The organism is Candidatus Defluviilinea gracilis, assembly GCA_016716235.1.
Taxonomy (GTDB): domain Bacteria; phylum Chloroflexota; class Anaerolineae; order Anaerolineales; family Villigracilaceae; genus Defluviilinea; species Defluviilinea gracilis.
In genome coordinates this window covers 2,256,494-2,282,301 of the sequence record JADJWS010000001.1, presented here as the reverse complement: position 1 = coordinate 2,282,301, position 25,808 = coordinate 2,256,494, and the positions used below count along the sequence as shown (strand labels likewise).

General features: G+C 54.7%; 24 protein-coding genes. 11 read left to right on the top strand and 13 right to left on the bottom strand.

The features are described 5' to 3' along the window. The first annotated feature begins 195 nt into the window (after window positions 1–195). Complete coding sequence (locus IPM31_10695) at window positions 196–1,194, top strand: serine/threonine protein kinase (GenBank protein ID MBK9007449.1); 999 nt, start codon at window positions 196–198, stop codon at window positions 1,192–1,194. On the opposite strand, the gene IPM31_10690 is transcribed toward IPM31_10695, so the two are convergent. The 3 genes from IPM31_10690 to IPM31_10680 form a co-directional block, all read right to left on the bottom strand. After that, a complete protein-coding gene (locus IPM31_10690) occupies window positions 1,166–3,916 on the bottom strand; it encodes a hypothetical protein (protein ID MBK9007448.1) in 2,751 nt (916 codons plus the stop codon). The genes IPM31_10695 and IPM31_10690 overlap by 29 nt on opposite strands. A gap of 67 nt (window positions 3,917–3,983) precedes the next feature. Then, complete coding sequence (locus tag IPM31_10685; GenBank protein ID MBK9007447.1) at window positions 3,984–4,733, bottom strand: glycerophosphodiester phosphodiesterase; 750 nt, start codon at window positions 4,731–4,733, stop codon at window positions 3,984–3,986. Between the two features lie 71 nt (window positions 4,734–4,804). Continuing rightward, a complete protein-coding gene (locus tag IPM31_10680) occupies window positions 4,805–6,142 on the bottom strand; it encodes an AAA family ATPase (GenBank protein MBK9007446.1) in 1,338 nt (445 codons plus the stop codon). A 143-nt stretch (window positions 6,143–6,285) separates the two neighbouring features. Between IPM31_10680 and IPM31_10675 the strand changes: the two genes are divergently transcribed. The 3 genes from IPM31_10675 (at window position 6,286) to IPM31_10665 (ending at window position 7,800) form a co-directional block, all read left to right on the top strand. Further along, window positions 6,286–6,969 (top strand): glycosyltransferase family 2 protein, encoded by a 684-nt coding sequence (locus tag IPM31_10675; protein MBK9007445.1) that lies wholly within the window; start codon window positions 6,286–6,288, stop codon window positions 6,967–6,969. A gap of 95 nt (window positions 6,970–7,064) precedes the next feature. Then, window positions 7,065–7,388: a hypothetical protein gene (locus IPM31_10670; GenBank protein ID MBK9007444.1), complete on the top strand. Its 324-nt coding sequence runs from the start codon at window positions 7,065–7,067 to the stop codon at window positions 7,386–7,388. Between the two features lie 142 nt (window positions 7,389–7,530). After that, window positions 7,531–7,800: a hypothetical protein gene (locus IPM31_10665; GenBank protein ID MBK9007443.1), complete on the top strand. Its 270-nt coding sequence runs from the start codon at window positions 7,531–7,533 to the stop codon at window positions 7,798–7,800. On the opposite strand, the gene IPM31_10660 is transcribed toward IPM31_10665, so the two are convergent. Both IPM31_10660 and IPM31_10655 read right to left on the bottom strand, forming a co-directional pair. Then, window positions 7,797–8,639 carry a DegV family protein gene (locus IPM31_10660; protein MBK9007442.1) on the bottom strand — a complete coding sequence of 281 codons (843 nt, stop codon included), beginning with the start codon at window positions 8,637–8,639 and terminating at the stop codon, window positions 7,797–7,799. The genes IPM31_10665 and IPM31_10660 overlap by 4 nt on opposite strands. 3 nt (window positions 8,640–8,642) lie before the next feature. Further along, a complete protein-coding gene (locus IPM31_10655) occupies window positions 8,643–9,215 on the bottom strand; it encodes a sigma-70 family RNA polymerase sigma factor (GenBank protein MBK9007441.1) in 573 nt (190 codons plus the stop codon). A gap of 198 nt (window positions 9,216–9,413) precedes the next feature. Between IPM31_10655 and uvrA the strand changes: the two genes are divergently transcribed. From uvrA to IPM31_10630, 5 genes are all read left to right on the top strand, one after another. Further along, window positions 9,414–12,293, top strand: coding sequence for an excinuclease ABC subunit UvrA (uvrA, locus tag IPM31_10650; GenBank protein ID MBK9007440.1), 2,880 nt, complete (start codon window positions 9,414–9,416; stop codon window positions 12,291–12,293). Between the two features lie 113 nt (window positions 12,294–12,406). Then, window positions 12,407–13,636, top strand: coding sequence for a LysM peptidoglycan-binding domain-containing protein (locus tag IPM31_10645; protein ID MBK9007439.1), 1,230 nt, complete (start codon window positions 12,407–12,409; stop codon window positions 13,634–13,636). A 224-nt stretch (window positions 13,637–13,860) separates the two neighbouring features. Then, entirely contained in the window at window positions 13,861–14,145 is a 285-nt protein-coding gene (rpsT, locus tag IPM31_10640) for a 30S ribosomal protein S20 (GenBank protein ID MBK9007438.1), read from the top strand. 156 nt (window positions 14,146–14,301) lie between these two features. Next, on the top strand, window positions 14,302–16,149 hold the full coding sequence (gene argS / locus IPM31_10635; protein ID MBK9007437.1) for an arginine--tRNA ligase: 1,848 nt from the start codon (window positions 14,302–14,304) through the stop codon (window positions 16,147–16,149). Between the two features lie 100 nt (window positions 16,150–16,249). Further along, a complete protein-coding gene (locus IPM31_10630; protein ID MBK9007436.1) occupies window positions 16,250–16,822 on the top strand; it encodes a biotin transporter BioY in 573 nt (190 codons plus the stop codon). Window positions 16,823–16,919: 97 nt separating this feature from the next. On the opposite strand, the gene IPM31_10625 is transcribed toward IPM31_10630, so the two are convergent. The 4 genes from IPM31_10625 to IPM31_10610 all read right to left on the bottom strand — a co-directional run bounded on the left by IPM31_10625 (window position 16,920) and on the right by IPM31_10610 (window position 20,203). Next, window positions 16,920–18,428 carry a radical SAM protein gene (locus tag IPM31_10625; protein MBK9007435.1) on the bottom strand — a complete coding sequence of 503 codons (1,509 nt, stop codon included), beginning with the start codon at window positions 18,426–18,428 and terminating at the stop codon, window positions 16,920–16,922. A gap of 19 nt (window positions 18,429–18,447) precedes the next feature. Further along, window positions 18,448–18,879 (bottom strand): hypothetical protein, encoded by a 432-nt coding sequence (locus IPM31_10620; protein MBK9007434.1) that lies wholly within the window; start codon window positions 18,877–18,879, stop codon window positions 18,448–18,450. 168 nt (window positions 18,880–19,047) lie between these two features. Further along, window positions 19,048–19,383, bottom strand: a complete 336-nt coding sequence (locus IPM31_10615) for a hypothetical protein (GenBank protein ID MBK9007433.1) — start codon at window positions 19,381–19,383, stop codon at window positions 19,048–19,050. 49 nt (window positions 19,384–19,432) lie between these two features. After that, on the bottom strand, window positions 19,433–20,203 hold the full coding sequence (locus tag IPM31_10610) for a prolipoprotein diacylglyceryl transferase (GenBank protein MBK9007432.1): 771 nt from the start codon (window positions 20,201–20,203) through the stop codon (window positions 19,433–19,435). Between the two features lie 89 nt (window positions 20,204–20,292). Between IPM31_10610 and IPM31_10605 the strand changes: the two genes are divergently transcribed. Together IPM31_10605 and obgE are read left to right on the top strand one after the other, a co-directional pair. Then, window positions 20,293–21,192, top strand: coding sequence for a hypothetical protein (locus tag IPM31_10605; protein ID MBK9007431.1), 900 nt, complete (start codon window positions 20,293–20,295; stop codon window positions 21,190–21,192). Between the two features lie 95 nt (window positions 21,193–21,287). Beyond that, window positions 21,288–22,553, top strand: a complete 1,266-nt coding sequence (gene obgE / locus IPM31_10600; protein ID MBK9007430.1) for a GTPase ObgE — start codon at window positions 21,288–21,290, stop codon at window positions 22,551–22,553. A 279-nt stretch (window positions 22,554–22,832) separates the two neighbouring features. Here the strand turns inward: obgE and IPM31_10595 are convergent, their stop codons facing one another. From IPM31_10595 to IPM31_10580, 4 genes are all read right to left on the bottom strand, one after another. Beyond that, window positions 22,833–23,969 carry a M48 family metallopeptidase gene (locus IPM31_10595; protein MBK9007429.1) on the bottom strand — a complete coding sequence of 379 codons (1,137 nt, stop codon included), beginning with the start codon at window positions 23,967–23,969 and terminating at the stop codon, window positions 22,833–22,835. 115 nt (window positions 23,970–24,084) lie between these two features. Then, window positions 24,085–24,648, bottom strand: a complete 564-nt coding sequence (locus IPM31_10590; GenBank protein ID MBK9007428.1) for a cysteine hydrolase — start codon at window positions 24,646–24,648, stop codon at window positions 24,085–24,087. Between the two features lie 30 nt (window positions 24,649–24,678). After that, window positions 24,679–25,302 (bottom strand): ribonuclease H family protein, encoded by a 624-nt coding sequence (locus tag IPM31_10585; protein MBK9007427.1) that lies wholly within the window; start codon window positions 25,300–25,302, stop codon window positions 24,679–24,681. 66 nt (window positions 25,303–25,368) lie between these two features. Further along, complete coding sequence (locus IPM31_10580) at window positions 25,369–25,776, bottom strand: CBS domain-containing protein (GenBank protein MBK9007426.1); 408 nt, start codon at window positions 25,774–25,776, stop codon at window positions 25,369–25,371. Window positions 25,777–25,808 lie beyond the last annotated feature (32 nt).

The window sequence follows — 25,808 nt, the reverse complement described above, 5'->3', positions numbered from 1 at the left end:
GATAAATCGAGTTTATAATACGCGCCAACCTGGTTCGAATCGACGGACTAGCGTCGTCTGGAATATAGCATAAACAAGCGTTTCTGTGCAGAACCAACGCCGAATTGACTCTGCGAGAGACGTCTCTTCCACAGTACCTGTTCGCTCCGTAGTTGCAGTACGGGGTCGACACACGAATAACTTTAAGGAGAAAGTTTGCTCCCACCCCTGAAGAGCGGGGAGGTCTTGCGCAGTCGCTACAAAATCCGAGAACGCATCGGACAAGGCGGCATGGGCTCGATCTATCTCGCCGACGATACACGCCTAAAAGGGCGCGAGTGCGCGTTGAAAGAGGTTGAATACGACCGCGCGCTCCCGGAAAAAATACGCGAAGAAGCCCGCGAACAATTTTTGCGCGAGGCAACCATATTGGCGCGTCTCGATCATCCCAACCTGCCGAAAGTATCGGACTTCTTCTCGAACGGGCCCCGTGATTATCTGGTGATGGACTATGTGCCAGGCAACGACTTGCGCCACATGATGATCGAAGCGCGTCGCAAACATCACTTCCTGCCCGAAAAAGAAGTGCTTGCCTGGGCGGAGCAGATCGCCAGCGCGCTCACCTACCTGCACGGGCAAGAACCGCCCATCGTCCACCGCGACATCAAACCCAGCAACCTCAAACTCATGCCCTACGGCTTGATCAAACTTGTGGATTTCGGCTTGGTGAAAATTCTCGCCCCCGAAGAAGTGACCATCACCATCATTCAAGGACAGGGCACGGCCTTGTACACTCCGCTCGAACAATACGGCGGAAGCGATGTGCATACGGACATCCGCTCGGATATTTACGCGTTCGGCGCCACGCTGTATCACTTGTTGACAAACGAATCGCCTGCCGACGCGCGCAAACGCTTCCTCTCCCCTGAAAGCCTGGTTCCCATTCGGGAGATCAATCCCCACGTGTCGCAGAAAACCGAGAAAGCCATCCAATGGGCAATGTCTCTTCACCCCGACGAACGACCGCCGTCGGTTGACGAGTTCCGCAAAGCCCTGCTTGGGTTCAGCGAATCGCCGAGCAATCCCCTCCTGCCCTTGCGCCGTCCGCGTCCTGAAACCGTGTCAGATTATCTTGGCAACCCAACGGAAACGACGCTCGCATGGAGCGCGGGGGTGCTTTTGCTCGTTAGCTTGCTCGCGACCCTTGCCCGTTGAACCAACGCATCCAAACCCAAGCCGTCAATACCCCCGCAACTTCTCCGCCAAAGATCAAAATCAACACGCCAAACGTGCCGCCGCTGGAGGCGATCCAATCCGCCGCGCCAGGGAAACCGAGCGCGAGATAGTTATACGATAACAAGCCGCCGATCACCGCGCACAACGTGAAGCGTAACGCCCAACGAGTGGCAATCAAATTATTCGCCGCCCAGAATACCAGCGCGGCGCCGCCCACCAGCGCCAGCAAGCCCAACATCCACCCGCCGAGGCGAGGATACCCCTCCGGCGTAACAAGGTCGTTTTCCGCCGCCGGCGTAGGCGAGGGAAGAGTCGCAGTCGGCGTCGCAACTGTAGTGGGAGCGATAACCGTCACCGCTACCCCCGCATCCGACGCGTCGAATTGAAGCGCCTCAGACACCAGCGCCGGCTCGCTCATCACGCGGATTTCCACAAAGCCCGGCTTGTCGATCACGAACAAGGCGCGCGCAATCCCATCCACAGTGGGAGCGTCCACCTGCTGTAAAACTCCGCCTCCCGAATCACGCGTAGACATGGTGAAGCGGGCGATCGTCCCGTCGGGCGTCAGCCGCCCATTGGAATCCAGAATGGGTCCGGCGCGAACCGCGATCGAATCGCCGATCTTGAAAAGGGGCAAGGGAGTCGCCGGTAGCGCGAGAACATCAGGCGTGGCAGTCAACTCCGGCGCCGAAATATCCAACGCGAGAGGAATCACTTGCGAAGGATTCGGCGACAACGCGGCGATCAAATCGTATCCTACGGCAGGGATGGAGACCGGCGACGCCCCCGGCGCGATCTGTTGAAACAACAAACGGGCGGCGACATCGACGAAGGCGGGTTGTTTGCTATATAGCGAGTAATACGCCGTCAACTTGGAAATATCGGTGGCGTCGAGATAATATGGCGCAGTGAACGAAAACAAGATGATGTTCTTGTTGCGGATCAGGTTTGGGCGTTCGGAAAAAAAGCGCCGCAACAGCGCCAATTGGTTGTTGCTCACATCTGCCAGCGAAACGACCACCCAGGTTGCCCGCTCCAACGCGCTTTCGATATTGGTTTCGCTTTCGCCATTGAGGAGCAACTCCATCTCGCGGAATGAAAACGAATTCATGCGGCTGTTGAATACCTGCGCGCTCCCACCCTGACCGTATAACCGATCCACCGCTTTTTGAAGAGCATCCACCGCCAGCGCGTCTTTCGGAGCGCACGCGCTGCACTGTTGATAGGTGGAGGCGTCTGTGAGAAACACAATGCGGTCGCTTGGGTTCGGCGGAGCCGGCAAGAGCGCGCCTAATTCCTGCGGGTCGGGGCTGATCAGCGTGGCGGCATTGCTCGCCACCTCGAATTTCACCGGTTGCAATTCACCGGTAAAGCCAAGACCCAGGATGGAGGGAATCACATTCGAAACCGAAAAATTGCCGCCGTACAACCCCAATTTTTTCGCGAGGATGCGCGCCACAGCCGCATCCACGCGCTGGGCAAAAGCGGGGTCGTTGACATATTCCTGCGTGAAGAAATCGAGAATTTCCACCGTCGTTTCATGCGTGACATCCGTCCCCAAGTCCGACTTGATGTTCCCAAGATACATCAAGTCATTGCCCGCCTGAAAGGCATCTCGCGCCACCGAGCGCAGTGAAAAATTCTCGCCGCCTTGCGAATAAAAAGCGCGCACCGCGTTGCTCCCCAGGGCATCGCTGACCACCAAACCTCCAGCCTGCCTCCAACCTTGAAACTCCGGCAAGGCAAGGATGGCAGGCAGGGCAGACGAATCCAAACTGACGGGACGCGTTGTCGCCCGGATGTTTCCTTGAAATCCCTGATATCGTATGTGAGAAACCAAAAATCCATCAGCGTGGAGAGCCGGATCAGCCGCATTTGCCACGGCAAAAAATGGAAACAACTCAACCTGTTTCAACGCCTCCAGCGACTTCCGAACCGTTGCTACCTCTTCCCCAAGTTGTCGATCCGAATCGCCGCGCCCTGGGAAGTGCTTTGCGATCACTACCATGCGGTTCTCACTACCATCATGGAGACCTTTAATGAACGCGCCGCCCATCTTCCCCACCCAAAACGGATCGCCGCCAAACACGCTTGCGCCGAGGTCGCTCAACGCCGAGGGGTTGGGCGTTTCCACCACATCAAGAGACGGTCCAAAAATCAAATTGAAACCGATGGCAGATAACTCGGATCCTAGCACAGCCCCTACCTGCTCCGCCTGAGTCGCATTCCATGTCGCGCCGACAGCCATCAACGAAGGTGTGGGCGTTAGCCCGCTCAAGATCTGGTCGCGTCGCGCGCCATCGCCATCCTGCGAAATCCCAACGAACAACGGAACGTACTCATTTGACGCATCGGCGGGCGAGAGCGAGTTGGTCGCCTCCCATTCGAGGTTTTGCAGATCGCTCGCCAATTGATAGGCGCCGGGGACCGTCTCCGGCGCATCGACAAAATTATCGTTCTCCGCCAACAGCACAACGCCCCCGATATGACGATTGACGATCAGGTCGTAGATTTTCGAATCGGGCGCGATACTTGTCCCTCGAAAAGTGACAAGAAACAATTGCCCCACGCGCTCCTGCGGCGTCATCGAATTCAAGATAGCCTGCGCCTGCGACTGGGCGCCCACTGCCGGCACACGCCAGAGCATGGATGAGGCGACAAACGCCGCCAGGAGGCAATGAATGAGTTTCCTCAACTTCATGACGAACGCCCGCCTCTTCTCCCCAAGTGAAGTTGGTTCACACCCTGACGCGTTTTCTTCACGTCTCTCACAGCTCCCCTCGAACTTTGAGCGCCAGTAACGGATCGTCCGTGAAAATTCCATCCACGCCCCAGCGGAACAAGCGACGCATCTCCTCTTCCGCATTCACCGTCCACACGTGGACTCTGCGCTTCATGCGATGGACGCGTTGCACCTGCTGGGGCGAGGTATTCTCCAAATATGGATGTAACGCGTGATAATCCCCAAACGCGAACATAAACGAACGTTGCCAAATCCCTCGATAATCGTTGACCGCCAGCAAGCCGCGAGGCGCGCCCGGCATCAAGCCGCGCGCTTTCGCCAGGTTCTTCGCATGAAAAGAAGAAAAAAGGATCCGTTGCTGAAGGTTGAATTTCTTGACGAGCATGCACACGGTTTCAACAAGATGATCTTTTTTATTGTCGTAATTGGTCAATTCCACGTTGATGAACGAACGCCTGCCAACCGCTTCGAAGACTTCCTCCAACAACGGAATTTTCTCTCCGCGATATTTCTCAGAGAATGACGCGCCCGCGTCTAGTGAGCGAAGTTCAGCCAGCGTTAACTCTTTTACCCGCCCAACGCCATCCGTTGTGCGGTCTACCGTATCGTCGTGGATGACAACGGCATGCCCATCGGAGGACAGCTTTACATCCAATTCAATGGCGTCTGCCCCTTGCGCGACGGCAAGCTCCAATGCCGCAAGGGTGTTTTCCGGCGCGTACGCCGACGCGCCGCGATGGGCAAAAATGACAGGTTGGGGAAGCGATTCGATCATCATAAAAAATATACGGATTACGCAAATGATACTACGAAGCGTAATCCGTAAAAGTTGACGAACAGTTTGGGTTAAATATCCACAAAGTAAGCGCTTGCCGCGCGGTCGAGCATATCCCGCGACATGGCTGGCGGCGCGCCCAGGTAACTTGAAATGTCGAGGATCTGGTCGCATAGGTCGCGCGGATGCGAGGCGCGTAGTTTGCGATTCCGTTTGATGTACCATTCCTGCAACAGGTACGCGAGTCCCTGGTCGTTATATTCCACGCGCTTATCCGAGGCGACGCGCTTGAAGATTTCGCGATACTCTTCGTAACTCGGGTCGCCGATCTCAATCTTGTGCCGCAGGCGGCGCAGGAAGGCTTCGTCCACGAGGTCTTTGGGAGGCAGATTCGTCGAGAAGACGATCGTCACGTCGAAGGGCACCTCAACCTTGCGTCCGTTGTGAAGCGTGAGGAAATCGACGCGGTTTTCGAGCGGCACGATCCAGCGGTTGAGCAGGTCGCGCGGGCGCACCTGTTGCCGCCCAAAGTCGTCGATCAAGAGGATGCCGCCGTTGGCTTTCACCTGAAACGGCGCTTCATAATATTTGTGCACATCGTCGTACACCAAGTCCAAGCCTTCGAGCGTCAACTCGCCGCCAACCACCACAAAGGGTCTGCGAATCTTCACCCAACGCGGATCCCGTCGCTGGCTGGTGCGTAAATTGCCCGTGCTTCCCGTTCCCGAGGAGGAGCCACCCTCCCCTTCCGGCACGAGGCGGTGGCTGACTTGGTCGTAAACTTTGATCACCTGCCCATCGAGGTAGAGCGCGTATGGCACATACAAGACCTGGCTCAATGCAAGATTGCCAAACGCGCGCGCCACACTCGTCTTCCCATTCCCGGGAGGTCCATATAGGAAAATCGACGAACCGGAGTTGAGCGCGGGCCCTAATTTTTGAAAGGTTTTTTCAGAGATGATGAGTTGTGAAAGGATCTGGCGCATCGTCCGCGTGGTCACCGTGAGCCGTCCGGCGCGTTGCCGGCGGATCGCTTCGTTATATACTTCGAAAGGCACCGGCGCGGGACCCGAATATTGACTGCGCTCCAATGCTTCGCGCGCGCGCGCCACTCCCGCCTGGGTGATGCCGTAGGTGTACGAACCTTCGCCCAAGCCTCCCTGCGACGATTTGACTTCGATCAATTTCTCGCGTTTCAGCGATTCTAAAATACTGTCGGTGACCCCTGCAAACGGTAACGCAATGGATTCGGCGATTTTGAACCCGCTCAAAAAACCTTGCGAATAGAGAATCTTGAGGGTCAGGTCCTGCAACCAAAGCGCGGAGAGACCCGTATCTTCCACCGAGTTGATCGGGGGCGGAGAAAACAGCCCGGTGCCCATGTTGGTTTTTCCTAGCGGATTCGTCATACTGCCTCCCACATTGTGATGTGGTCAAAGTTTTTCTGGAGCGCGGCTGAATTATACTGCCGAATGATGGGCGCCATGGACATCAATATTGCATCTGCATTGAAGGCGCAACCCGGCGCCCACGCGAAGTTATAATGCCCTGTATGAATCTCTCTGTTGTTATCCCAGTTTACAATGAAGAACACAATATCCGCGAGATCTTGCGGCGGGTGCAAGCGACCAAACTGGCGAAGGAGATCGTGGTTGTGGATGACGGCTCGCAGGATGGAACCAGGGCAATCCTGAAAAAACTGGACGGCAAGGGGAAAATCCGCGTTATCTTGCATGAGCGCAACAAAGGCAAGGGCGCGGCGGTTGTCACCGGGTTGAATGCGGCGAAGGGTGATGTGTTATTGATTCAGGATGCCGACCTGGAATATGACCCGCGCGACTATCCTGTTTTGCTTCAACCCATCCGCGAGGGCGTAGCCGATGTGGTCTATGGTTCGCGGTTCCTCGGCGGTCCGCACCGGGTAACGATGTTCTGGCATCTTGTCGCCAACAAGTTACTCACCCTGATGACCAATATCTTGTACAACACCATCCTGACCGATATGGAGACCGGCTATAAAGTCTTCCGCCGCAAGGTGATCGAGGCTATGAACCTCCGCGCAAAACGGTTCGATTTTGAACCGGAGTTCACCGCGAAAGTGCTTAAGCGGAATTATCGGATCTACGAAGTGCCGATCTCATTCAATCCGCGCGACTACTCGCAGGGGAAGAAGATCAAGTTGAGGGACGCATTCGAAGCGGTGTGGACGTTGTTGAAGTACCGGTTCGTAGATTAGCCGCCGATCTCGCGCGGCAACACGAAGCGGCAAGGCATCTTAAGTTTGGGTTGCCGTGTTCATGTTGCGATACCAGGAAAGGTATAATCCCTATCGTGAACTTCAGCGTTGAGATCGATAAAGAAATTACCAGGGCTCAGCAAGCCCGCCAGCGTGGTAACGAGGGACAGGCGCGGGTCTGCGCGCGACGGGCGGCGGGAATTGCCGTGCGCGAACACTTGAAGCGCAAAGGCGCTCCATCGTCCAGCCCCAGCGCCATAGATTTATTAAACTTGATCAAAGACGACCCGCTTCTTTCTCCCGAACTCAAACTGATCGCCAGTCACTTGACCCTGCGCGTGAATGAGGAATTCAAACTTCCCGTGAAAGTAGACCTGGTCGCTGAGGCGAAAGTATTCTGTGAAGAACTATTGAAATAACGCCCCTTATCATCAACAAGAGCCCACCACCACGGGCCCCCCCCCCGCGCCGCCGCCCGCCCACGCGCCCCCCCCGTGCCCCCCGCCACGCCCCCCCCCCCCACCCTCGGGGGGCCCCGCCTCGTATGTGTTTGCGCGCGAGGTGAAAAAACGCGCGGGCAACCGTGATCAGCACCAACAAGCCAGACATCACCCCTCCAAAGACGAGAAACAGTTTGCGCCAGTCCTGAAAACGCAACACGATCGCTTCGCGCGCGGGGAAGCGAAGGCGCTCACGCAGGCGCTGAATCAGGTCTCGCGGTGGAGAGACCGGTTTCAAAGTCCCGGCGAGGTGCTCTTCAAGGTCGATAAAATCATCCTGCAAATTCATCGTCATAGTGTGCGTGCCTGTCTCATCGCAAGCCTTATTTAGGCGGCGGGAATGATAATCAAACCGACGGTGCCCGGCCCGAGGTTGGCGGCAATTGAAATACCCAACTCACCCATCAGCGCTTCGGTGTAGTTGAAATGCTTCTTCGCTTCTTCCAGCAACCCTTCGCCCGATTTGGGGTCGCGCGCGTGCACAACGGCGAGAATGACCGATTGATTGCCATATTCGTTTTTCGCCATTTCAACCACACGATCGAGAGCGGCTTTGCGGGTGCGCACGCGTTCTTCCATTTTCAGGTCGCCATCGCGCAACACCGCAATTGGTTTGACGTTCAATACAGACGCCAACGCCGCCTGCAATGTCTTCACGCGTCCCGACATTTTGGCGTATTCCAGCGTGTCGAGGGTGAGGATGACACGCGAGCGTTTCTTCACATCCTCAACGTATTTCACGATCTCTTCGATACTTTTGCCTGCGCGTTCCATCTTCCGCGCTTCGCGGCAGAGGATGCCGATGCCCAGCGATCCAAGCGCCGAGTCGATGGGGATCACCTTGAACTCGTCCTTCACTTCTTCGGCGGCGGCGATACAGGAAGCGTATGTGCCTGAAAGTTTTGCCGTGATGTGGATCGAAAGGATCGTATCGCCTTTTTGCGCGATGCGCCGATAGAACTCAACAAATTGATGCGGGGAAGGTTGGGAGGTTTTTGGAATTCTTCGGCTCTCCTCAACTAATTTATAAAAACCTTCGTTATCCAACTCCACCCCTTGAAGATAGGATTTTTCACCGAACAAAATATTTACCGGGATTACTTCGATGCCATACTCTTTTCCCCAGGAGGGGATGATATCACCCGCGCCGTCGGTCACGATCCGCAACATGGTTTACTCTCCTTCCAAATTGATATTTTGGTCTCCCAACTGATCGCGGAGCGACAGCAGGGTGCGATGATATAAACTTTTGACCGCGCCTTCGCTTCGTCCCATGATCTCACCGATCTCCGCATTCGACATGTTCTCAACAAACTTGAGGATGAGGAGGGTCTGACGCTCGGGCGGCAGGCGTCGGATGAGACGAAGAAGCGCGCCTTGCTCCTGCGAGCGGACGAGGTTACGTTCCGGGTGGTCGCCTTTTGTGGGCAGGATGGGCAGTTCATCCAGTGGAATTTCCTGCCGCCGGCTGCGGTCACGATGCCAGTTCGCAACCAGATTATGGGCGATCCGATATAACCATGCCGAAAAAGGGACGCCGCGATCCGTGTAATTTTTGATGTGATTCATTGCCCGCTGAAACACACGGGCTGTCAGATCCTCCGCGTCGTGGAGATTACCGGTCCGGTAATATACATAATTGAAGATGCGATCCACGTATTGCTCATACAGGCGACCAAATGCGTCACGGTCGCCGGTTGAGGCGCGGGTCAGGGTATCATCTTCGTTGAAGTCAAGCTCCGCCAAGAAAAATTCCTACCGGCGGAGTTAAATTAAGTAACACCACCGGGTTTTAGAAGTTGCAGGGAGTATAACATGCAACATTTCAAAACCATTGAAAGCCCGATCGATGCCGGTTGGTATAATGAAATGTTGCGCCGGTGTCCGAATTGGTTTGAGTCAATGGAACACTTGTGCTAAAATCAAAATCCTTTGAGGAGGAGTATGTCGTCCAATACCATCCGCGTGGTTGGGGCGCGCGTTCACAACCTAAAAAATATCACTGTTGAAATCCCGCGCGATAAATTCGTCGTGATCACCGGGTTGTCGGGGTCGGGGAAATCGTCCCTGGCATTCGATACGATCTTCGCCGAGGGGCAACGCCGCTATGTTGAATCGCTTTCGGCGTACGCGCGGCAGTTTATCGGGCAGATGGATAAGCCCGATGTGGACTACATCGAGGGACTCTCCCCCGCTGTTTCGATCGACCAGAAATCCACCAGCCACAACCCGCGTTCGACCGTTGGGACCGTCACTGAAATTTACGATTACATGCGTTTGTTGTTCGCGCGCGCCGGCATACCGCATTGTCCATTTTGCGGGCGGGTTGTCGTCAAACAATCGGCGCAGGAAATTGTAGACCGCATCCAACAACTCGACGATGGGATGCGCATTTTAATCCTCTCGCCGCTGGTACGCGCCCGCAAAGGAACGTATCAAGCCGTGTTTGAGGAGATTCGCAAGGCGGGTTTTACGCGCGCCCGCGTGGATGGAACGGTGCATTCCTTGGACGATGAGATCGAACTGGACCGCTACAAACAACACACGATCGAAGCGGTTGTTGACCGCCTCGTCATTTCACGAGGGGAATCAAAGGAAGATAAAAAAGCCGCGCTCACCCGCCTGACCGACTCGGTGGAAACCGCGCTGAAATTCGGCGAGGGCTATCTCACGGTCAATCTCGTGGACAAAAAAGAGGATATTCAATTCTCAGAGCATCTGGCTTGCCCAGAGCATGGCACGGTGATCCAGGAAGTGGAACCGCGCACATTTTCGTTCAACACGCCTCAAGGCGCGTGCCCAGATTGCCAGGGGCTTGGCTCCAAATTGGAAATCGCCCCAGACCGCATCATCCCAGACCGCGACCTGTCGCTCAACGACGGAGCCATCGCCAGCATGGAATGGAGCGGACCGAAGGTGGAAGGCGGTTTCTATTGGCAAAGCCTGATCAACGCGGCGAAGGCATATAAAATTGATTTGGATACGCCGGTAAAAGAATTATCAAAGGAACAACTCAAAATCGTTCTGTACGGCACCGGCGAAAAACAAATCTCCATGACGTATCAAAGCGCCAACGGGAATGAGTTCAAATTCTCGCGCGCATTTGAAGGCGTAATCACAAATCTGGAACGCCGCTACAGAGAGACCAACTCTGAATACATCCGCGAGAAGATCTCCGAGTTCATGTCGGACCGCCCATGCCCGACCTGCAAGGGAAAGCGGCTCAACACCGGCGCGCTGGCAGTGACGGTGGACAACGTGAACATCATCGAAGCCACCTCCTGGGCGGTGTCGCAAACGTTGGAATGGGTGAAAAAATTAATGGGCAAGAACTCGTCACTCACCTCAAAACAAAAAGCGATCGCCGAACGCGTTCTCAAGGAGATCCATGAGCGCTTGAACTTTCTTGTCAACGTGGGGCTGGATTACCTGACCCTGAACCGTTCCGCGGTCACTCTTTCCGGCGGCGAGGCGCAACGGATCAGGCTGGCAACGCAAGTCGGGTCGAGACTCGTTGGCGTTTTATATGTGTTGGACGAGCCTTCGATCGGGTTGCATCCGCGCGACAATTCACGGTTACTTGAAACGCTCAAAGGCTTGCGCGATTTAGGCAACACTGTGCTGGTTGTGGAACACGATGACGAAACGATCCGCGAGGCAGATTGGATCATCGATCTCGGTCCTGCCGCGGGAGAGCATGGCGGGGAAGTCATTGCCAAGGGAACGCCGAAGCAGATCCTGGCGCACCCCAAGTCGCTGACGGGGCAATATCTCTCAGGGCGGAAGCAGATCGAGGTCCCGAAAAAGAGACGCGAGGGGAACGGTAAAATCCTGAAGATCATTAACGCGTCCGCGAACAACTTGAAAAAGATCGACGTTGCGATTCCGCTCGGGAAGTTGGTTTGTATCACCGGCGTAAGCGGGTCGGGCAAATCCACGTTGATGACAGAGATCCTCTACAACGCGCTGGCGTCGAAATTGATGGGAGCGCGCACTCAAGCGGGCGAGCACGACAAAATCGAAGGCGTGGAACACCTCGACAAGATCATCAACATCGACCAATCGCCGATCGGGCGCACGCCACGCTCGAACCCCGGCACGTATACCGGCTTGTTCGACGAGATCCGCAAGTTGTTTGCCGAGTTGCCCGAAAGCAAAGTGCGCGGATATAAACCCGGTCGTTTTTCATTCAACGTGCACGGCGGACGATGCGAAGCCTGTCAGGGACAGGGCGAACTGCGTATCGAAATGCAATTTTTGCCCGATGTATATGTGCCATGCGATGTGTGTCATGGCAAGCGCTTCAACCGCGAAACATTGCAAGTCTTGTTCCGCGAGCAGTATTCGATCTCGGATGTGTTGGACATGACGGTGGATCACGCGCTCGAGGAATTCAAGAACTATCCGCCGATGTTGAGCAAATTGAAACTGCTTCAAGAGGTTGGCTTGGGGTACGTGCGCGTTGGGCAACCCGCCACAACGCTTTCGGGCGGCGAGGCGCAACGTGTGAAGTTATCGAAAGAATTATCGCGTCGCGCAACGGGGCGCACGCTCTACGTGCTGGACGAACCCTCCGTTGGTTTGCACGCCGCAGATGTGCACAAATTGATCGAGGTGTTGCAGAGGCTGGTCGACTCTGGCAATTCGGTGCTCATCATCGAACACAATCTCGATATCATCAAAGTGGCAGACTGGTTGATCGACTTGGGACCCGAGGGCGGCGACCGCGGCGGCGAACTCATCGCCGAGGGCGCGCCGGATCAAGTCATGAAAACCAAAGGGTCGTATACCGGCAAATATTTGCGGGAACACATGGGGAAGTAGACACATTATCCACCCTCTATTTCCCTGCGCACGTGTTTTCCTTTTTTCAGGTAGAATTATTGCACCGCATCAGGTGGGACTTCTCACTTGCGCGGCGTTATAAAGGAACCCCTATGCTCAACCGACCTTCCTCTGGCAACACTTCGGACGTGCTCAACTCCTTTCGCAAGAAGCGCCAACAACGCGATCTATTGATACGATACGGATCCATCGGATTGGTGGCGCTGGGATTGATCGTGCTCATCATTTGGCTGACAAGCGGATCGAACGCCCCGCTCAGCGGGTTGTTCGCAACGGATACTCCAACCCCTACGTTGACCTTCACCCCGACCAATACATCCACCCCGACGATCACCGCCACCGTCACCGAAACTGCAACAATCACATTCACGCCTACGCCTTCTGAACCTTTTCCGTACACGGTCGTAGAAGGCGACTCGCTGGCTGTCATCGTGGATAAATTTGGGCTGGGCGAAACCGGCATCAAGTTGATCCTCTATTTGAACCCGTTCAACCCTGAAACCGGCTTGGGCGTAGACCCCACGACTCACATCGTATATCCCGGACTTGTGTTGCGATTGCCTTATCCCGGTATGCCTCTGCCTACCACTACTCCGATTCCAGCGGATCTCAAGCCCGGGACCGAGATCAGTTACGTGGTCGAATTAGGAGATACGCTTGCCGGCATTGCCGCAAAGTTTAATAGCACAGAAGAAGAGATCATCGAAACAAACAAGATCGAAAACGCCAACTCCCTTTTCGCGGGACAGTTGCTTGTGGTTCCGATCAACCTGATCACTGCCACACCGACATTACCTTCAACAAGCACCCCCATTACCCCAACTGTTCCCGGTCAGCCGACAGCGACCGTAACACGACCCGCTGGCGTTTCGGTCACCGGCACGCCAATCGTGCAGGGACAGTGCTCGTTTACCGAAAGCGCTTCGTTCGTGAGTGAAGTGGGAAACCTCGTCAACACCGAACGCACCGCCAACGGGCTACCTGCCCTGAGTGTGAATCAGAAATTGGCTGCCGCCGCGAAAGCCCACGCTGTGGATATGATCTGCAATGAGTATTTCAGCCACAGCGGTTTGAACGGCTCCACGCCGGAGATGCGCGTCAAAGCGCAGGGATATACCGCCACGTTCGTTTTCGAACATCTATTTGCCCTCGCCCCCGCCAACGGAGGCACCCCGCTTGCCGCGTTCAATTGGTGGATCAACGATCCTGAACAGCGCGCGCAACTCCTAAGCACAAATGTCACCGAACTAGGTGTTGCATACGTGTCTTCTCCAGATAGCCTGCTCGGCGGGTACTTCGTGCTAGTCACCGCCAAGCCATAGGGATATATCCTTTCCGACGCCCAAAGCCACAGAGATCACCGAGATTTTGAGAAATATCTCAGAGAACTCTGCGCGCCCTGTGGCTAAGAGGTTTCCGCAAATCGATCTCTGCTATCTCAAACTGTAAAATTTCTGGACATTTCTGCAAGCATCATGTAAAATACCGCTCCTGTGCCAGATTTTACGGCGCAAATTAATCAATCAAGAAACGAAAGAGGAAGACCTTGGCTAACATTCAATCTCAGATCAAACGGAATCGCCAGAACGAGAAGCGCCGTTTGCGTAACCGTAACGTCCGCGGCTCGGCTCGCACAGCCGTGAATCAGGCTCGCGCCTCATTCGCAAAGAACGCACCCGAAACCAAAGAAACTGTCCTGCAAGCCATCCGCGAGTTGGACAAATCCGCGGGCAAGGGCGTTATCCACGCGAACAAAGCCGCGCGTCTCAAGAGCCGTTTGATGAAACGTCTCAACGCATTGGGCGGAACAACGGAAAAGGCTTCGAAGTAATCGAGGTCTTGTCTATCCAGTAAACACCGTCAGCGGGAGTCGTCAGGCTCCCGCTTTTGTTACCCCCTCCCTGCCTCTCATAAACTCGACGAACTGCTGTCGAATTTGGGGGAGGGAGTTGATATAATCCCAAACCATCTACAGGATCTCTCCACTATGTTTGAAAAAGAACAAGGACTCATCGAAGAAAAAATCAAAGCGTATTGCGACGCGCATGGGATCGCGCTTGCGCCGTTGAAGTGGACGGCGATTCCGTTCGCGGGCGAATGGGGAATCGCCACGTCATTTTTTCAGACGGCGGCAGATGAAGCGCGTTCTTCCGTTCGTCCCGCAGTTCAACTGCGGGACGAACAAAGAAAACCCGTCCCGGCGAGAGCGCAGGAGATGGCGGAACAGGTCAAAACGTCGATCGGAAGCGTGGAGGGAGTCAGTCGCGTGGATGCGGTGAAGGGCTATCTCAACGTCTATTACAAAACATCCGAATACGCTCATCGTGTGGTGGATGAAGTTCTCGCTTCTCGCGCGGACTTTGGGCGGGGCGCGCCAAAGGGCGAGCGAGTCATGGTGGAGTATGCCCAGCCGAACACACTCCATTCTTTTCATATCGGTCATGCGCGCAATACGGTTTTAGGTGAAACGCTCGCAAGGCTGACAGAGTTCGCTGGCTTTGAAACGATTCGCGCTTCATATCCCGGCGACTTGGGACTCGGCGTGATCACCGTGATGTGGATGTACGAAAAGTTTTACAAGGGACAGGAACCGCAGGGCGTGCATGAACGCGGTCAATGGATGTTGAAGCTGTACGTGGAAGCGAATGCGCTGTTGGAAAAGAAAGAAAATGAAACGCCTGAAAAGACCGCGCAACGCGAGGCATACGAAGCCGAACGCCGCGAGATGTATCGCGCATACGATGCGGGCGATCCATCTGTGCGCGAACTGTGGCGCGTGACGCGCGAATGGGCGCTGGAAGAATTGCGCGACGTTCTGCGAATCCTCGATGTAAAGATGGACGTTTGGTTCTATGAATCGGAAGTGGATGAGCCGTCGAAGGCAATCGTCGAAGAGTTGATCCAAAAAGGCATCGCGGATGATGAACGTCCGGAAGGCGGCGCGGTGATCGTGAAGATTGACGAGAAACTCGGGCTGACGAAAGAAAAGTATCGCACGAACGTAATCCTTCGGCGCGACGGCACAACGTTGTATTTGACAAAAGACCTCGCGCTGGCGAAGGTCAAGTTCGAGACGTATCACGTTGACCGCTCGATCTATGTGGTGGACGTGAGACAATCGCTTCACTTACAACAAGCGTTTGCGATTCTCAAGTTGTGGGGCTTCCCGCAAGCGGACAAGTGCTATCACCTCGGCTACGGGTTTGTGAGTCTGCCCGAAGGCGCCATGTCTTCGCGGCGCGGACGGGTGGTGCTGTTCAAAGAAGTATACGATGAAGCCATCAAGCGCGTGCTGGCAGTGGAATCGGAACGAAGCGGAAATATCCCCGAGGGCGAACGCGTGAAGATTGCCGAACAGATCGGTCTCGGCGCGTTGGTCTATTCGATGCTGGCAGTGGACAACAACAAAGACATCGTGTTCGACATCAACGAGGCGCTCTCGTTCGACGGGCGGACGGGTCCATACATTCAGAACGCGCATGTGAGGGCGAACAGCATTCTCAGGAAGTCGCAAGTCGAAGGTCAAAAGTCAGGCGACCTTGGACCTTTGACCTTCGACTATGAATTGACAAAGCATGAGATCGAGTTGATCGAGCAGATTTCGCAATTCCCCGCCAAGGTGCAACAAGCCGCAAATGAATATCGTCCGCTGGTGATGGCGCAGTACGCGTACGATCTGGCAAATGCGTTCCATTCGTTCTATCATGCGGTGCCAGTGTTGCAAACGGAAGATGAAAATATGAGGAATGCCCGGCTGGGGCTCGTCGCCGCGGCGAAACAAACAATCGCGAACGCGCTGAGACTGCTCGACATCCAAGCGCCCGATGTGATGTAAAAATAAAACCTTTGCCACGGATTTCACCGATTCGCACAGATTTAAAAACGAATTCGTGAAAATCCGTGAAATCTGTGGCTAAATATTCAGGAGATACTCCATGACCACCCTCGCCCCCACACTTTCCACTCGCTACTTTCCAAACATCTCTTCTCGCCTGCGCGATATGTTTCTGATCGTCGCAGGCAGTCTGCTGATCGCCGCGCTGGCGCAAATTGAGATTCTGCTTCCATTCACGCCCGTCCCGATCACCGGGCAGACGTTCGGCGTTCTGCTCATCGGCGCGGCGTTGGGATCGAAGCGCGGCGCGGCGGCGTTGATCCTGTACTTCATCGAAGGCGGGATAGGTCTGCCATTCTTCGCAGGCGGTGCGCGCGGTCTTGGCATCCTCACCGGCGCGACGGCGGGCTACCTCGCTGGCTTCGTTATTGCCGCGTATATCGTGGGTCTGCTGGCAGAACGAGGCTTGGAAAGAAGCGTGCGCACGTCCATCATTCCGTTCATTGTTGGCACAGTCATCATTTATCTTTTCGGCGTCGCGTGGCTGGGAATCTTTTTGAAAAGTTTTGCTCAAGCCATTGAGTTTGGACTGCTCCCCTTTTTGGTTGGCGATGTGATCAAATTGATCCTCGCCTCGCTTGCCCTGCCTGCGGCGTGGAGGTTTGTGAAATAACTCAAAAGAAAAACACTGAGACACGAAGTCACTGAGAAAATCATATAAATCTCCGTGTCTCCGTGACTCAGTGGTTCAAGCGGGTTGATTCAACGCATCAATCTGTCGCAACCGCTGGTTTCAAACTTGCCGCTACCTGTTCGCGGTAGCCCGCCGTGTTATACGTGCAAAACGGAATCATCCGCCCGTCGGGGATCAGAAACTCCACACAACATTTCATCGCGTTCTTCACATTGAAGGTGTACGGGTCCATAAAATCGCGCGTGTTGATCATGAACACATGGCGACCGAGGTCGCGCGGCGCATGTTCGCTCAGCGGCAAATGCGCGTGACAGGATTCACAGCGCTGGCCCGCGCGAGTCTCTTCGATGGTGTGATGTTCGCTCCCGCCGTTCGACTTCCCTTTGAGCATGTTCGTGATGTCTTGCGCGGCTTCATCCGAGCCGACCTTCGCCGAACTGCTCCACAACCGTTCAAGCGTTTTGAGCAGATCATCGTTCACAGCGGGGAGCGTGCGATTCTTGATGTAGTTGAGATAATATGAAATATCGAGAATGCGCGTGATCGGCGTGACCGTGTCGCCTTCGATCATCGCATATGTGACAAAGTTGCACGTCGGCATACAGCATGGGACGGGGACAAAGTCATCCAGTTTGATCAAGCCGTTCGTCTGCGTTTCCAAATTTTTCAACACATCGGGGATGGTCATGCGAGTCAACGGGTCAGCAGGGATGTGTCTTTGCGCGCGGAACGCTGGCTGAAAGTTCACGCCGAACACCGCGGGATGACTCAAGCCGAACTCGACGATGCGCCCAATCTCATGTTCGTTGATCCCCCGCTCGACTGCCGCGACCAGCACCACGCGCATATCGTGTTTCGCCAGCCGATCCAACGCCTTCAATTTGATGTCCAGCAAGTCCGCTTTGCCGCGGATTAATTCGTTCGTGCGCGCGTCGAAGCCGTCAAACTGCAAATAGACATGCGCCTTCGTCTTCGCCAGCGCTTCTAAAAATTTATCGTCGCGCGCGATGCGGATGCCGTTCGTGTTCAGCATCACGTATTTGATCCCCTTACGGTTCGCCAACTCGATGAACTCGATGATTCTCGGATGCAGACTCGGTTCGCCGCCTGAGAACTGCAACACCTCGGGGTTGCCCTCCGCCGCGATGAAACTATCAATCATGAACTCCACTTGCTCGAAGGTCAACTCAAACCCACCCTGCGCGAGATGCGTCCCTGAATTGGCGAAGCACAGCGGACAATCCAGGTTGCACGCTTGATTGACCTCGATCAATCCCAAGCACGCATGCTGCTGATGATCGGGACATAATCCGCAATCGAGCGGACATCCCTCGTGGACTTCAGTTGCGAATTGCAGGGGAATCGTGCCCGGCTTGTTGTACGGAGCGATCTTCACGTAGAGATCGGCGTCACCGAAGAACAACGCTTCAGCCTGACCGTGATCCGGGCACCATTTGCGAATGTACACTTTGCCGTCGCGCAGGAGAATCCGCGCGTCTATCACTTTGCGGCATTCGGGGCAGATGGATTTTGTGAGTTCCCAAAAGATTTCCTTGCGGTCTTCCTTTACGATAGACGGGTTCAATGTATTCTCCAACGCGCGATTAATAACTACCTAAACTGAGCGTGGCAAAGCACCATATTGTAAAAAGCACCCCGAGACAAATGACGATCGCAAGCGCGATGCCAAATCCCGCCACCATGCCGAGGGCGATCTGACTGCGCGTATGGGCGAAGTAGATTATCAAGCCGATGTTGATCACCCATGGCGCCAAGGCGAATACAAGATAGAGAATGGTTGCCAATGTAGAAGAAACGGAATCTGAGTTAGAAAAATCGGGAAAGACGGAACCCACACCAAAGCCCAAACCCCACTGGCAGAGCGTCAATACAATATTCAACACAAAAAAGATCGCAACGCCGATCCAGAAATCGCGCTTCTTGTCGGCAGGATCGGTATATTCCTTGCGGGTCAACCATTTCGGTTTGCCCTCGTTATCGTTCGAGCCGATGGGAGTATTGTTTTCTGTGTTCATCATGCCTCACTACACTTTCCGTTGTTGAGATCATCCAAATCGCGATTGGGATGAAGCAACAAACGATAGATTGATTCATCCTTCACCGGTATAGTTACCCTGAGCTAAACATCCAGGCGAGCAAAAATGCAAGACATAGGACAAGAACGAACACGGTACCGAAGGCGGTCAGCATACCAACGCAATCCGACTGCGTGTGAAAGCAAAATAAACCACAACAACGATGTTGACTATCACGGGCAAAAGCGTCAGGACCAAGGAAACAAATCTATACAGCGAGGAAGCGGTGTCGGCGATTGCGTCATCTGCCGAACTAACAATCACGCCATTCTGCACCGTCGAAAAACACAATCTGAGCAAGAGGTTCAACGCGAAGAAGATACCGACGCCGAGCCAGAAATCTTTTTTCCTTTCGGCGTTATTTTCATAGACCTTGCGAGTCAACCATTTCGGTTTGTCATTGCTATTGCCCGAGTCTAAAGAAGGGTTGTTTTCTGAGTTCATAATTCCACGCGTATGTAGTGACTCGAAATATTTACACATTCAGGGGATGTTAAGTAGTCTGCGGTGACGCGAATAACTTCTCCCGATTCTTCGCAAAATAGACAACCACCGCCGCGAACAACAACGCGCTCACGAACTGCTGACCGGTGAGTCCCAGCGCCATGACTTGATTGTTACGCGCGAATTCCACGAAGAAGCGGAAGAAGGCATAACCCGCGATGCCGAACTTCAACAGGTTGCCGTTCTGCATCCACTTGTGATCGCGCAGGGCGAGCAAAATTCCAAACCAGACCAGATTGAACGCCATGTCGTACAACGGCGCGGGATGCACGAGATAATCCGCGCCGGGAAGCGGCACGCCCCACGGCAAACTTGTCGGTTTGCCAAGCCCATCTTCAAAGGAAAGGAAACATCCCACGCGCCCAATGGCGGTCGCCAACGCCATGGCAGGCGCGAACGCGTCGCAGGAGCACGACTCTTTGCCGATCGCTTTACTGGCGATGTAGCCGCCGATGTACGCGCCAGCCACCCCGCCGAGGATCGAACCGGGTCCGATGCGCGGGTCGAACAGCGCGTACATGTTCAACACGAGCGGGGCATATTCAAATCCGTTGAAAAATAAAATGGAGACGCGCGCGCCGATCATCCCCCCAACGAACGCCGCCAGCGTGATCGGAATCACTTCCTCGCGCGACCACCTGCGGCGACGCGCTTCGATCAACAGCCAGCCGAGACCAGCCAGCAAGGCAAACAACAGAAAAAATCCGTGTGAATAAATGGGAACGCCGCCAACTGTGAACAACACCGGCATCGGGGACATGCTCGCCTCCTATGGCTGATCGAACGTTGACCTCATGGTACGTTGGAATTGCTCAAAAGTCAACCGGCAATTTCACTTATAATCCGCGCATGACGCGCTTACAAACAATTCTGTTATTGACAATAATCCTGCTTGTGGGACTGATCCCCATAACGATTTATCTCATGGAAGGTAACTCGCTTACAGGCGACATCGCATCTCTCCCGACACGCGAAACGCCCCGCCATGAACAAGCCGCCCAAGCCCTCGCCGGGCTGGTCGTCAAACCGACCTATATGATGCTGTGTCTCGCTGTGATTATCGCGCTCATCGGTCAAACGCGCCCGGCGCTTGTCGCTCTCATGTGGGGACAGATCGCTTTCCTCGCCGGGGAAACCTTTTGCGCGATCAATTTCTACGTGTACCGGCACGAATCGTTGATCTCGGAGTATTTGCACAGTTTCGGCATGGCGCTGGCGTTCGGGCTCACGCTGTTAGCCCTGATCGAATGGGTCGAGTTGCTGACCAACGCGCGGCGCAAACCGTTGTTCCTGAAAGAGATCCGAGCGTTCACGCTTTTCGCCCTGCCGATCTTCGCCATGCTCACATTCATCCCTTTGCTCGCCCCGCTTCAAACGGACGCGTACACAACGTCCATTTTCAACGTCGCCTATTCGTACACGCGCTTTGAAGCGTACGAGATCTACGAGCGTCGCGTCCTCCCAGCGCTTTCGATGATCATTTTCATCGTCACATTTTTTTATCTTCTGAACGGGCCGCCGCTCATGCCCTTCCGCGCGAAAGCCATGCTCTGCGCGGGGCTGGGGGCGCTCGGCTTTGCCTACTTCCGCCTCGCGCTCAACGCCATCTTCGTGGACAGCCTCGTCTGGTTCGAGTTTTGGGAAGAAGCGACCGAGTTGATGTTCGTCGGCGCGGTCGCATTCGCGCTCTGGAGATTCAAAGCGTTTCTCGAAAAGACTCCATTGCTTGCATTGCTCCGATCGCGGTAATCGGGTTGAGGGAGCGGTGAAACCTGTGTGTAAGAGTTCTCTTCGCCGCAGGGTTCTACGACTCCGCATGAAAAAACTAACGATATAATCAACCCATGTTCACAGACCAGGTAGAAATCCACATCCGCTCGGGCAAGGGCGGCGACGGGATGGTGCATTTCCATCGCGAAAAATTCATCCCGCGCGGCGGACCCGACGGCGGCGACGGCGGCAGGGGCGGCGACGTGGTCTTCGAAGTCAAGTCCACGCTCAACACGCTTTCGGCGTTCCGCCAGAACCAAAAATTCAAAGCGGAAGACGGTATCAAAGGCGGACCTTCGCAAATGTCGGGGCGCATGGGCAAAGACCTCGTCATTCACGTCCCGCCCGGCACGATCCTTTTCGACGCTGAAACGAACGAGATCATCGGCGACCTGACTCAACCCGACCAGCGACTCATCGTCTGCAAAGGCGGGCGCGGCGGGCGCGGGAATCAACACTTTGCGACGTCGCGCAATCAAGCGCCTCGCACCGCCGAGAAAGGCGCGCCCCACGAAGAAAAACGCCTCCGACTCGAATTGAAGTTGATCGCCGACCTCGGCTTGATCGGCGTCCCCAACGCGGGCAAATCCACGTTGCTCTCGGTGTTGACGAATGCCCGACCGAAGATCGCGCCATATCCATTCACCACACTTGAACCGAATCTCGGCGTCGCTGAAATTGACGTGAACGCGTCGGTTGTGCTGGCAGACATCCCCGGTCTGATCGAGGGCGCGAGTCATGGAGCAGGATTGGGACACGACTTCCTGCGCCACATCCAACGGACGCGCGTGTTGATCCATCTGCTCGACGGGTTGTCCGATGACCCATTCGCCGATTACAGCCAGATCAATTCGGAGTTATCTTTGTTCGACCCGAACCTTGCGAAGAAGCCGCAGATCGTGGCGCTCAATAAAATTGACCAGCCCGAGGTGCAAGAAAAACTTCCCGCGCTTCAAAAGCAATTCAAAAAACTCAACGTGGAGTTGACGACCATCTCGGCGTTAGCCCGCACGAACACGCGCGAACTGCTGGTGAAGGCGTATCAAATTTTGCAAGAGACTCCCGAACTCGAATCGTTCGAAGCGCCGTTGCCCGTCTACAAAGCGAAAGACGATCCGCGCGATTTCAAAGTGACGCGCGAGGGCGCGCAAGAATGGCGCGTCTCAGGCACAGCAATTGAACGCGCCGCCGCGATGACTCAATGGGAGCACGACGGCTCCGTGCGGCGTTTCCAAAAAATTATGGAAACCCTCGGCGTGGATGAAGAGTTGCGCAAGGCAGGCGTGCAAGAAGGCGATACGGTTGCGGTGGGTGAATTTGAATTGGAATGGCAGGAGTGAGGGTAAGTGGTTTATGGTAAGTGGTTTATGGTAATTGGTAATTTTGCGTGAGATGAGAATTAAAGGATTAGAGAATTGGAGGATTCGAAGCTCGACTTAAGTGCGCATCAATCCCGAAGGGATGGCAGGGTTATAGACGTTGGCGAGTTTGGTTTCAAATCCCGAAGGGATGGCAGGGTTATAGATAGTTGCGAGTTTGGTTTCAAATCCCGAAGGGATGATATAGATTTATTAAACAAAAAGACATCGGAGATTTCAAAAATCTCCGATGTCTTGCTTTTATCGAGCTTTCCAATTCCGCGCCTTCGCGATCCTCTCCCCCAACGGCGGATGCGAGTAGAACATGAACACCACCCATTGTTCGGGATCCACTTCGCCGAGATTTTGATTCGCCAAGCGCGTGAACCCAGACGCGAACGCTTCATTCTTCCCAGTGGAACTGAGCGCGTAATCGTCAGCCATGTTCTCCCTCCAGCGTGAGACTGCGTTGTTGAGCGGCATGGTCAGCAGATCATACGCGCCGATGATGAGCGCGAGCGCGGGCAGCGCGGCAACATCCGCGGGTGATGTGAAGCCGAACGTGTCAATTGCCCAATTCAAACCGAGCGACGCAAGATACAGACTCAGCGTTGTGCTCAAAATTCCAAACGTGACCAACACGGGAATATCGCGGTTGACGTGATGTCCCAACTCGTGGGCAAGGACAGTCTCCACCTCGTCGGCGGAAAATTCGTTGATGAGCGTATCGCCCAAGATGATTCGGCGCGTGTTGCCGATGCCCGTCAGTGCGGCGTTGGCGGATTTGGTCCGCTTCGACATATCGAACTTGAACACCCCGCGGACTTTCGTATTTGCGCGCTCGGCAAGTTTCAACAGGCGATCTGCCAAATCCTTGTGTTCCTCGCCGAGCGGAACATATTTATTGAACAACGGCATGATGAGGATCGGCGCGAGGTTGATGAGCAAAACATTGAAGACGAGCAATCCGCCCGCCGTCCACAACCACCACAGATCGCCAGTGACTCGCAGGGCGAGATACAGCAGTTCGATCAGGATCAAGCCGAGGGGAAGCCCGACCACCAGCCCTTTGAGTTGATCCGTGACCCAGCCTTTGAACGTCTGGTTCGATTGACCGAAGCGATGCGGCAGGACAAATCCGCTGTAGTAGCCGAGCGGCAGATTCAAGAGGAAAAGGATTCCGCCGAAGATAGCGACAAACGCGGGGACGAGTAACCAAGGATTGGTGAACAGTGACCAGTGAGCAGTGAGCCACTCGCGCAGTGAGATCGCCCAGCCGAAATAAATCCACGCGAGGAAATATAGCGCGCTGAAAATCGTATCCACCAGCCACAATCGTCGGCGGATGCGAGCGTATTGTTTGGCTTGCTTTTGTTTTTCAGGGTCGAGGAGAGTCATTTACGATTTACGATTTACGATTGGGCATTAGAGATTGGAGATTAGAGACTGGAGACTGATCACTTATCACTGATTACTTTTCACTTTCCACTTTCCACTTTCCACTGATCACTGATCACTGACTCATCTCACTCGCCAGCAACGCGATCACCTCATCCGTCTTCATCACCTTGCCATACCATGTGAGCGCGGCGAGAAAGGATTTGTGAACTAAGTCGGCGGGAACGGTCGTGCCGCCATGTTGCAAATCGCGTGTGGCGCAGGCGTCCTCTGCCACGATCACATCGAAACCGAAATCCACAGCCGCGCGCGAGGCGGCGTCTACGCACATGTGAGTCATCATGCCCGTGACGACCACGCGCTCGACCTCCCAACTCTTCAGCAGGTCGAGCAAGTTCGTGTTTTGAAACGCGTTGACTTCATGTTTGTACACGATTGGCTCGCCCTCAAAATGCGCCACTGAATCGTGGATATCCGATCCGCGCTCGCCTTTCACGAAGAACGCCGCATCGGGCTCGAGCGATATGTGCTGAATATGCACGTGACGTCCGCCATGCTCGCGGAAACATTGGAGCAATTCATACGCCTTCTTCGCTGCGCCCAGCGGATTCACCAACGGGAATTTTCCGCCCTCAAAATAATCGTTTTGAATATCAATCACCAACAATGCAGTTTTCATCCTTCATCCTTCATCCTTCATCATTCAGAATTATTTTCTTCCATAATCCGCCGGGTTCTCGCCCCACTCGCGCGTGTCCCATTTCAACACCGCGTCGTCGTCCAATTCATTTTCGGCGAGCCAATTCTCGGCGCTGCGGATCATCGCAAAGACCAGCGCGTTCTTGCCGGTGTGCTTGAGATTCGTTTTGCAAACGCCGATCTCGACCCACGCGATCGCATTTTCCGAATCCGAATAGATCGGAATTTTCTTTTTATGCTTAACCAGCCATGTGAGCGCGCGGACAATGGCGAGAAACTCTCCCACGTTATTCGTCCCATCGGGATACGGACCCGCGCGAAAAATTTCCTTGCCCGATTCCGTTTCCACGCCGCGATACTCCATTTTGCCCGGCGAGCCTTTACACGCCGCGTCCACGCAGATGGACGGCAGGATGGGCGGCTCTTCGGATTCTCTCCACTTCCCCGAGGTGGACGCCTTCCCTTTGAACGCTTCATACTTCGACTGGAGGGCTGACTCGGCCTCTTTGAGCGACTCGAACGCCTTGAACTCCGCGCCGACGAATCCCTTCACCTGTTTTTCACATTCCGCCCATGAGGTGAAGACCCCGGTCTTGCGTCCCTTCCAAACGACGTAGAATTTCTGCTTCGGCATGGTTTATATCGTAACGCGACATTTATGTCGCCCTTAACTGCGACTTGAAAGTCGCGCTACAACATCTTACGATGGTTCCTCCCAGCCCGCCTCCTCCACCGCCATAAAAATATCCGTCGCTGAAATCATGCCGGACAACGTGCCATGTTCGTCGGTGATGGGTAGGTGATGGAATTTCTTTTCCTGCATCACGCGCGAACATTCCGCCAGCGTCCATTCGGCTTTGCCGGTGACAACGGGACCCGACATAATGTCGCGCACATGCGTCTCGGCGGCATTGCGATTCACGGCGACGATCTTATCGCGGATGTCGGTGGTCGTGACAATGCCATATTCCTTGTTCTTCTCATTCAGTTCCACGATCACGCTGTGGATGTTCCGCCGCCGCATCAGCGTCATGGCGTACGAAACGGTGGTATCGGGGTCAACGACAACAACGGGACTGCTCATCCAATCTCGAACAAGGTGCGGCATGGGTTCCTCCAGTAGGTTCGCGCACAAAATAA

Bases quoted from the DNA above. Each gene is read 5' to 3' on its own strand.
- IPM31_10690 (MBK9007448.1), bottom strand. From the start codon at position 3,916: ATGAAGTTGAGGAAACTCATTCATTGCCTCCTGGCGGCGTTTGTCGCC.
- IPM31_10685 (MBK9007447.1), bottom strand. From the start codon at position 4,733: ATGATCGAATCGCTTCCCCAACCTGTCATTTTTGCCCATCGCGGCGCG.
- IPM31_10680 (MBK9007446.1), bottom strand. From the start codon at position 6,142: ATGACGAATCCGCTAGGAAAAACCAACATGGGCACCGGGCTGTTTTCT.
- IPM31_10675 (MBK9007445.1), top strand. From the start codon at position 6,286: ATGAATCTCTCTGTTGTTATCCCAGTTTACAATGAAGAACACAATATC.
- IPM31_10660 (MBK9007442.1), bottom strand. From the start codon at position 8,639: ATGTTGCGGATCGTGACCGACGGCGCGGGTGATATCATCCCCTCCTGG.
- uvrA (MBK9007440.1), top strand. From the start codon at position 9,414: ATGTCGTCCAATACCATCCGCGTGGTTGGGGCGCGCGTTCACAACCTA.
- IPM31_10645 (MBK9007439.1), top strand. From the start codon at position 12,407: ATGCTCAACCGACCTTCCTCTGGCAACACTTCGGACGTGCTCAACTCC.
- argS (MBK9007437.1), top strand. From the start codon at position 14,302: ATGTTTGAAAAAGAACAAGGACTCATCGAAGAAAAAATCAAAGCGTAT.
- IPM31_10630 (MBK9007436.1), top strand. From the start codon at position 16,250: ATGACCACCCTCGCCCCCACACTTTCCACTCGCTACTTTCCAAACATC.
- IPM31_10620 (MBK9007434.1), bottom strand. From the start codon at position 18,879: ATGAACACAGAAAACAATACTCCCATCGGCTCGAACGATAACGAGGGC.
- IPM31_10615 (MBK9007433.1), bottom strand. From the start codon at position 19,383: ATGAACTCAGAAAACAACCCTTCTTTAGACTCGGGCAATAGCAATGAC.
- IPM31_10610 (MBK9007432.1), bottom strand. From the start codon at position 20,203: ATGTCCCCGATGCCGGTGTTGTTCACAGTTGGCGGCGTTCCCATTTAT.
- IPM31_10605 (MBK9007431.1), top strand. From the start codon at position 20,293: ATGACGCGCTTACAAACAATTCTGTTATTGACAATAATCCTGCTTGTG.
- obgE (MBK9007430.1), top strand. From the start codon at position 21,288: ATGTTCACAGACCAGGTAGAAATCCACATCCGCTCGGGCAAGGGCGGC.
- IPM31_10595 (MBK9007429.1), bottom strand. From the start codon at position 23,969: ATGACTCTCCTCGACCCTGAAAAACAAAAGCAAGCCAAACAATACGCT.
- IPM31_10590 (MBK9007428.1), bottom strand. From the start codon at position 24,648: ATGAAAACTGCATTGTTGGTGATTGATATTCAAAACGATTATTTTGAG.
- IPM31_10585 (MBK9007427.1), bottom strand. From the start codon at position 25,302: ATGCCGAAGCAGAAATTCTACGTCGTTTGGAAGGGACGCAAGACCGGG.
- IPM31_10580 (MBK9007426.1), bottom strand. From the start codon at position 25,776: ATGCCGCACCTTGTTCGAGATTGGATGAGCAGTCCCGTTGTTGTCGTT.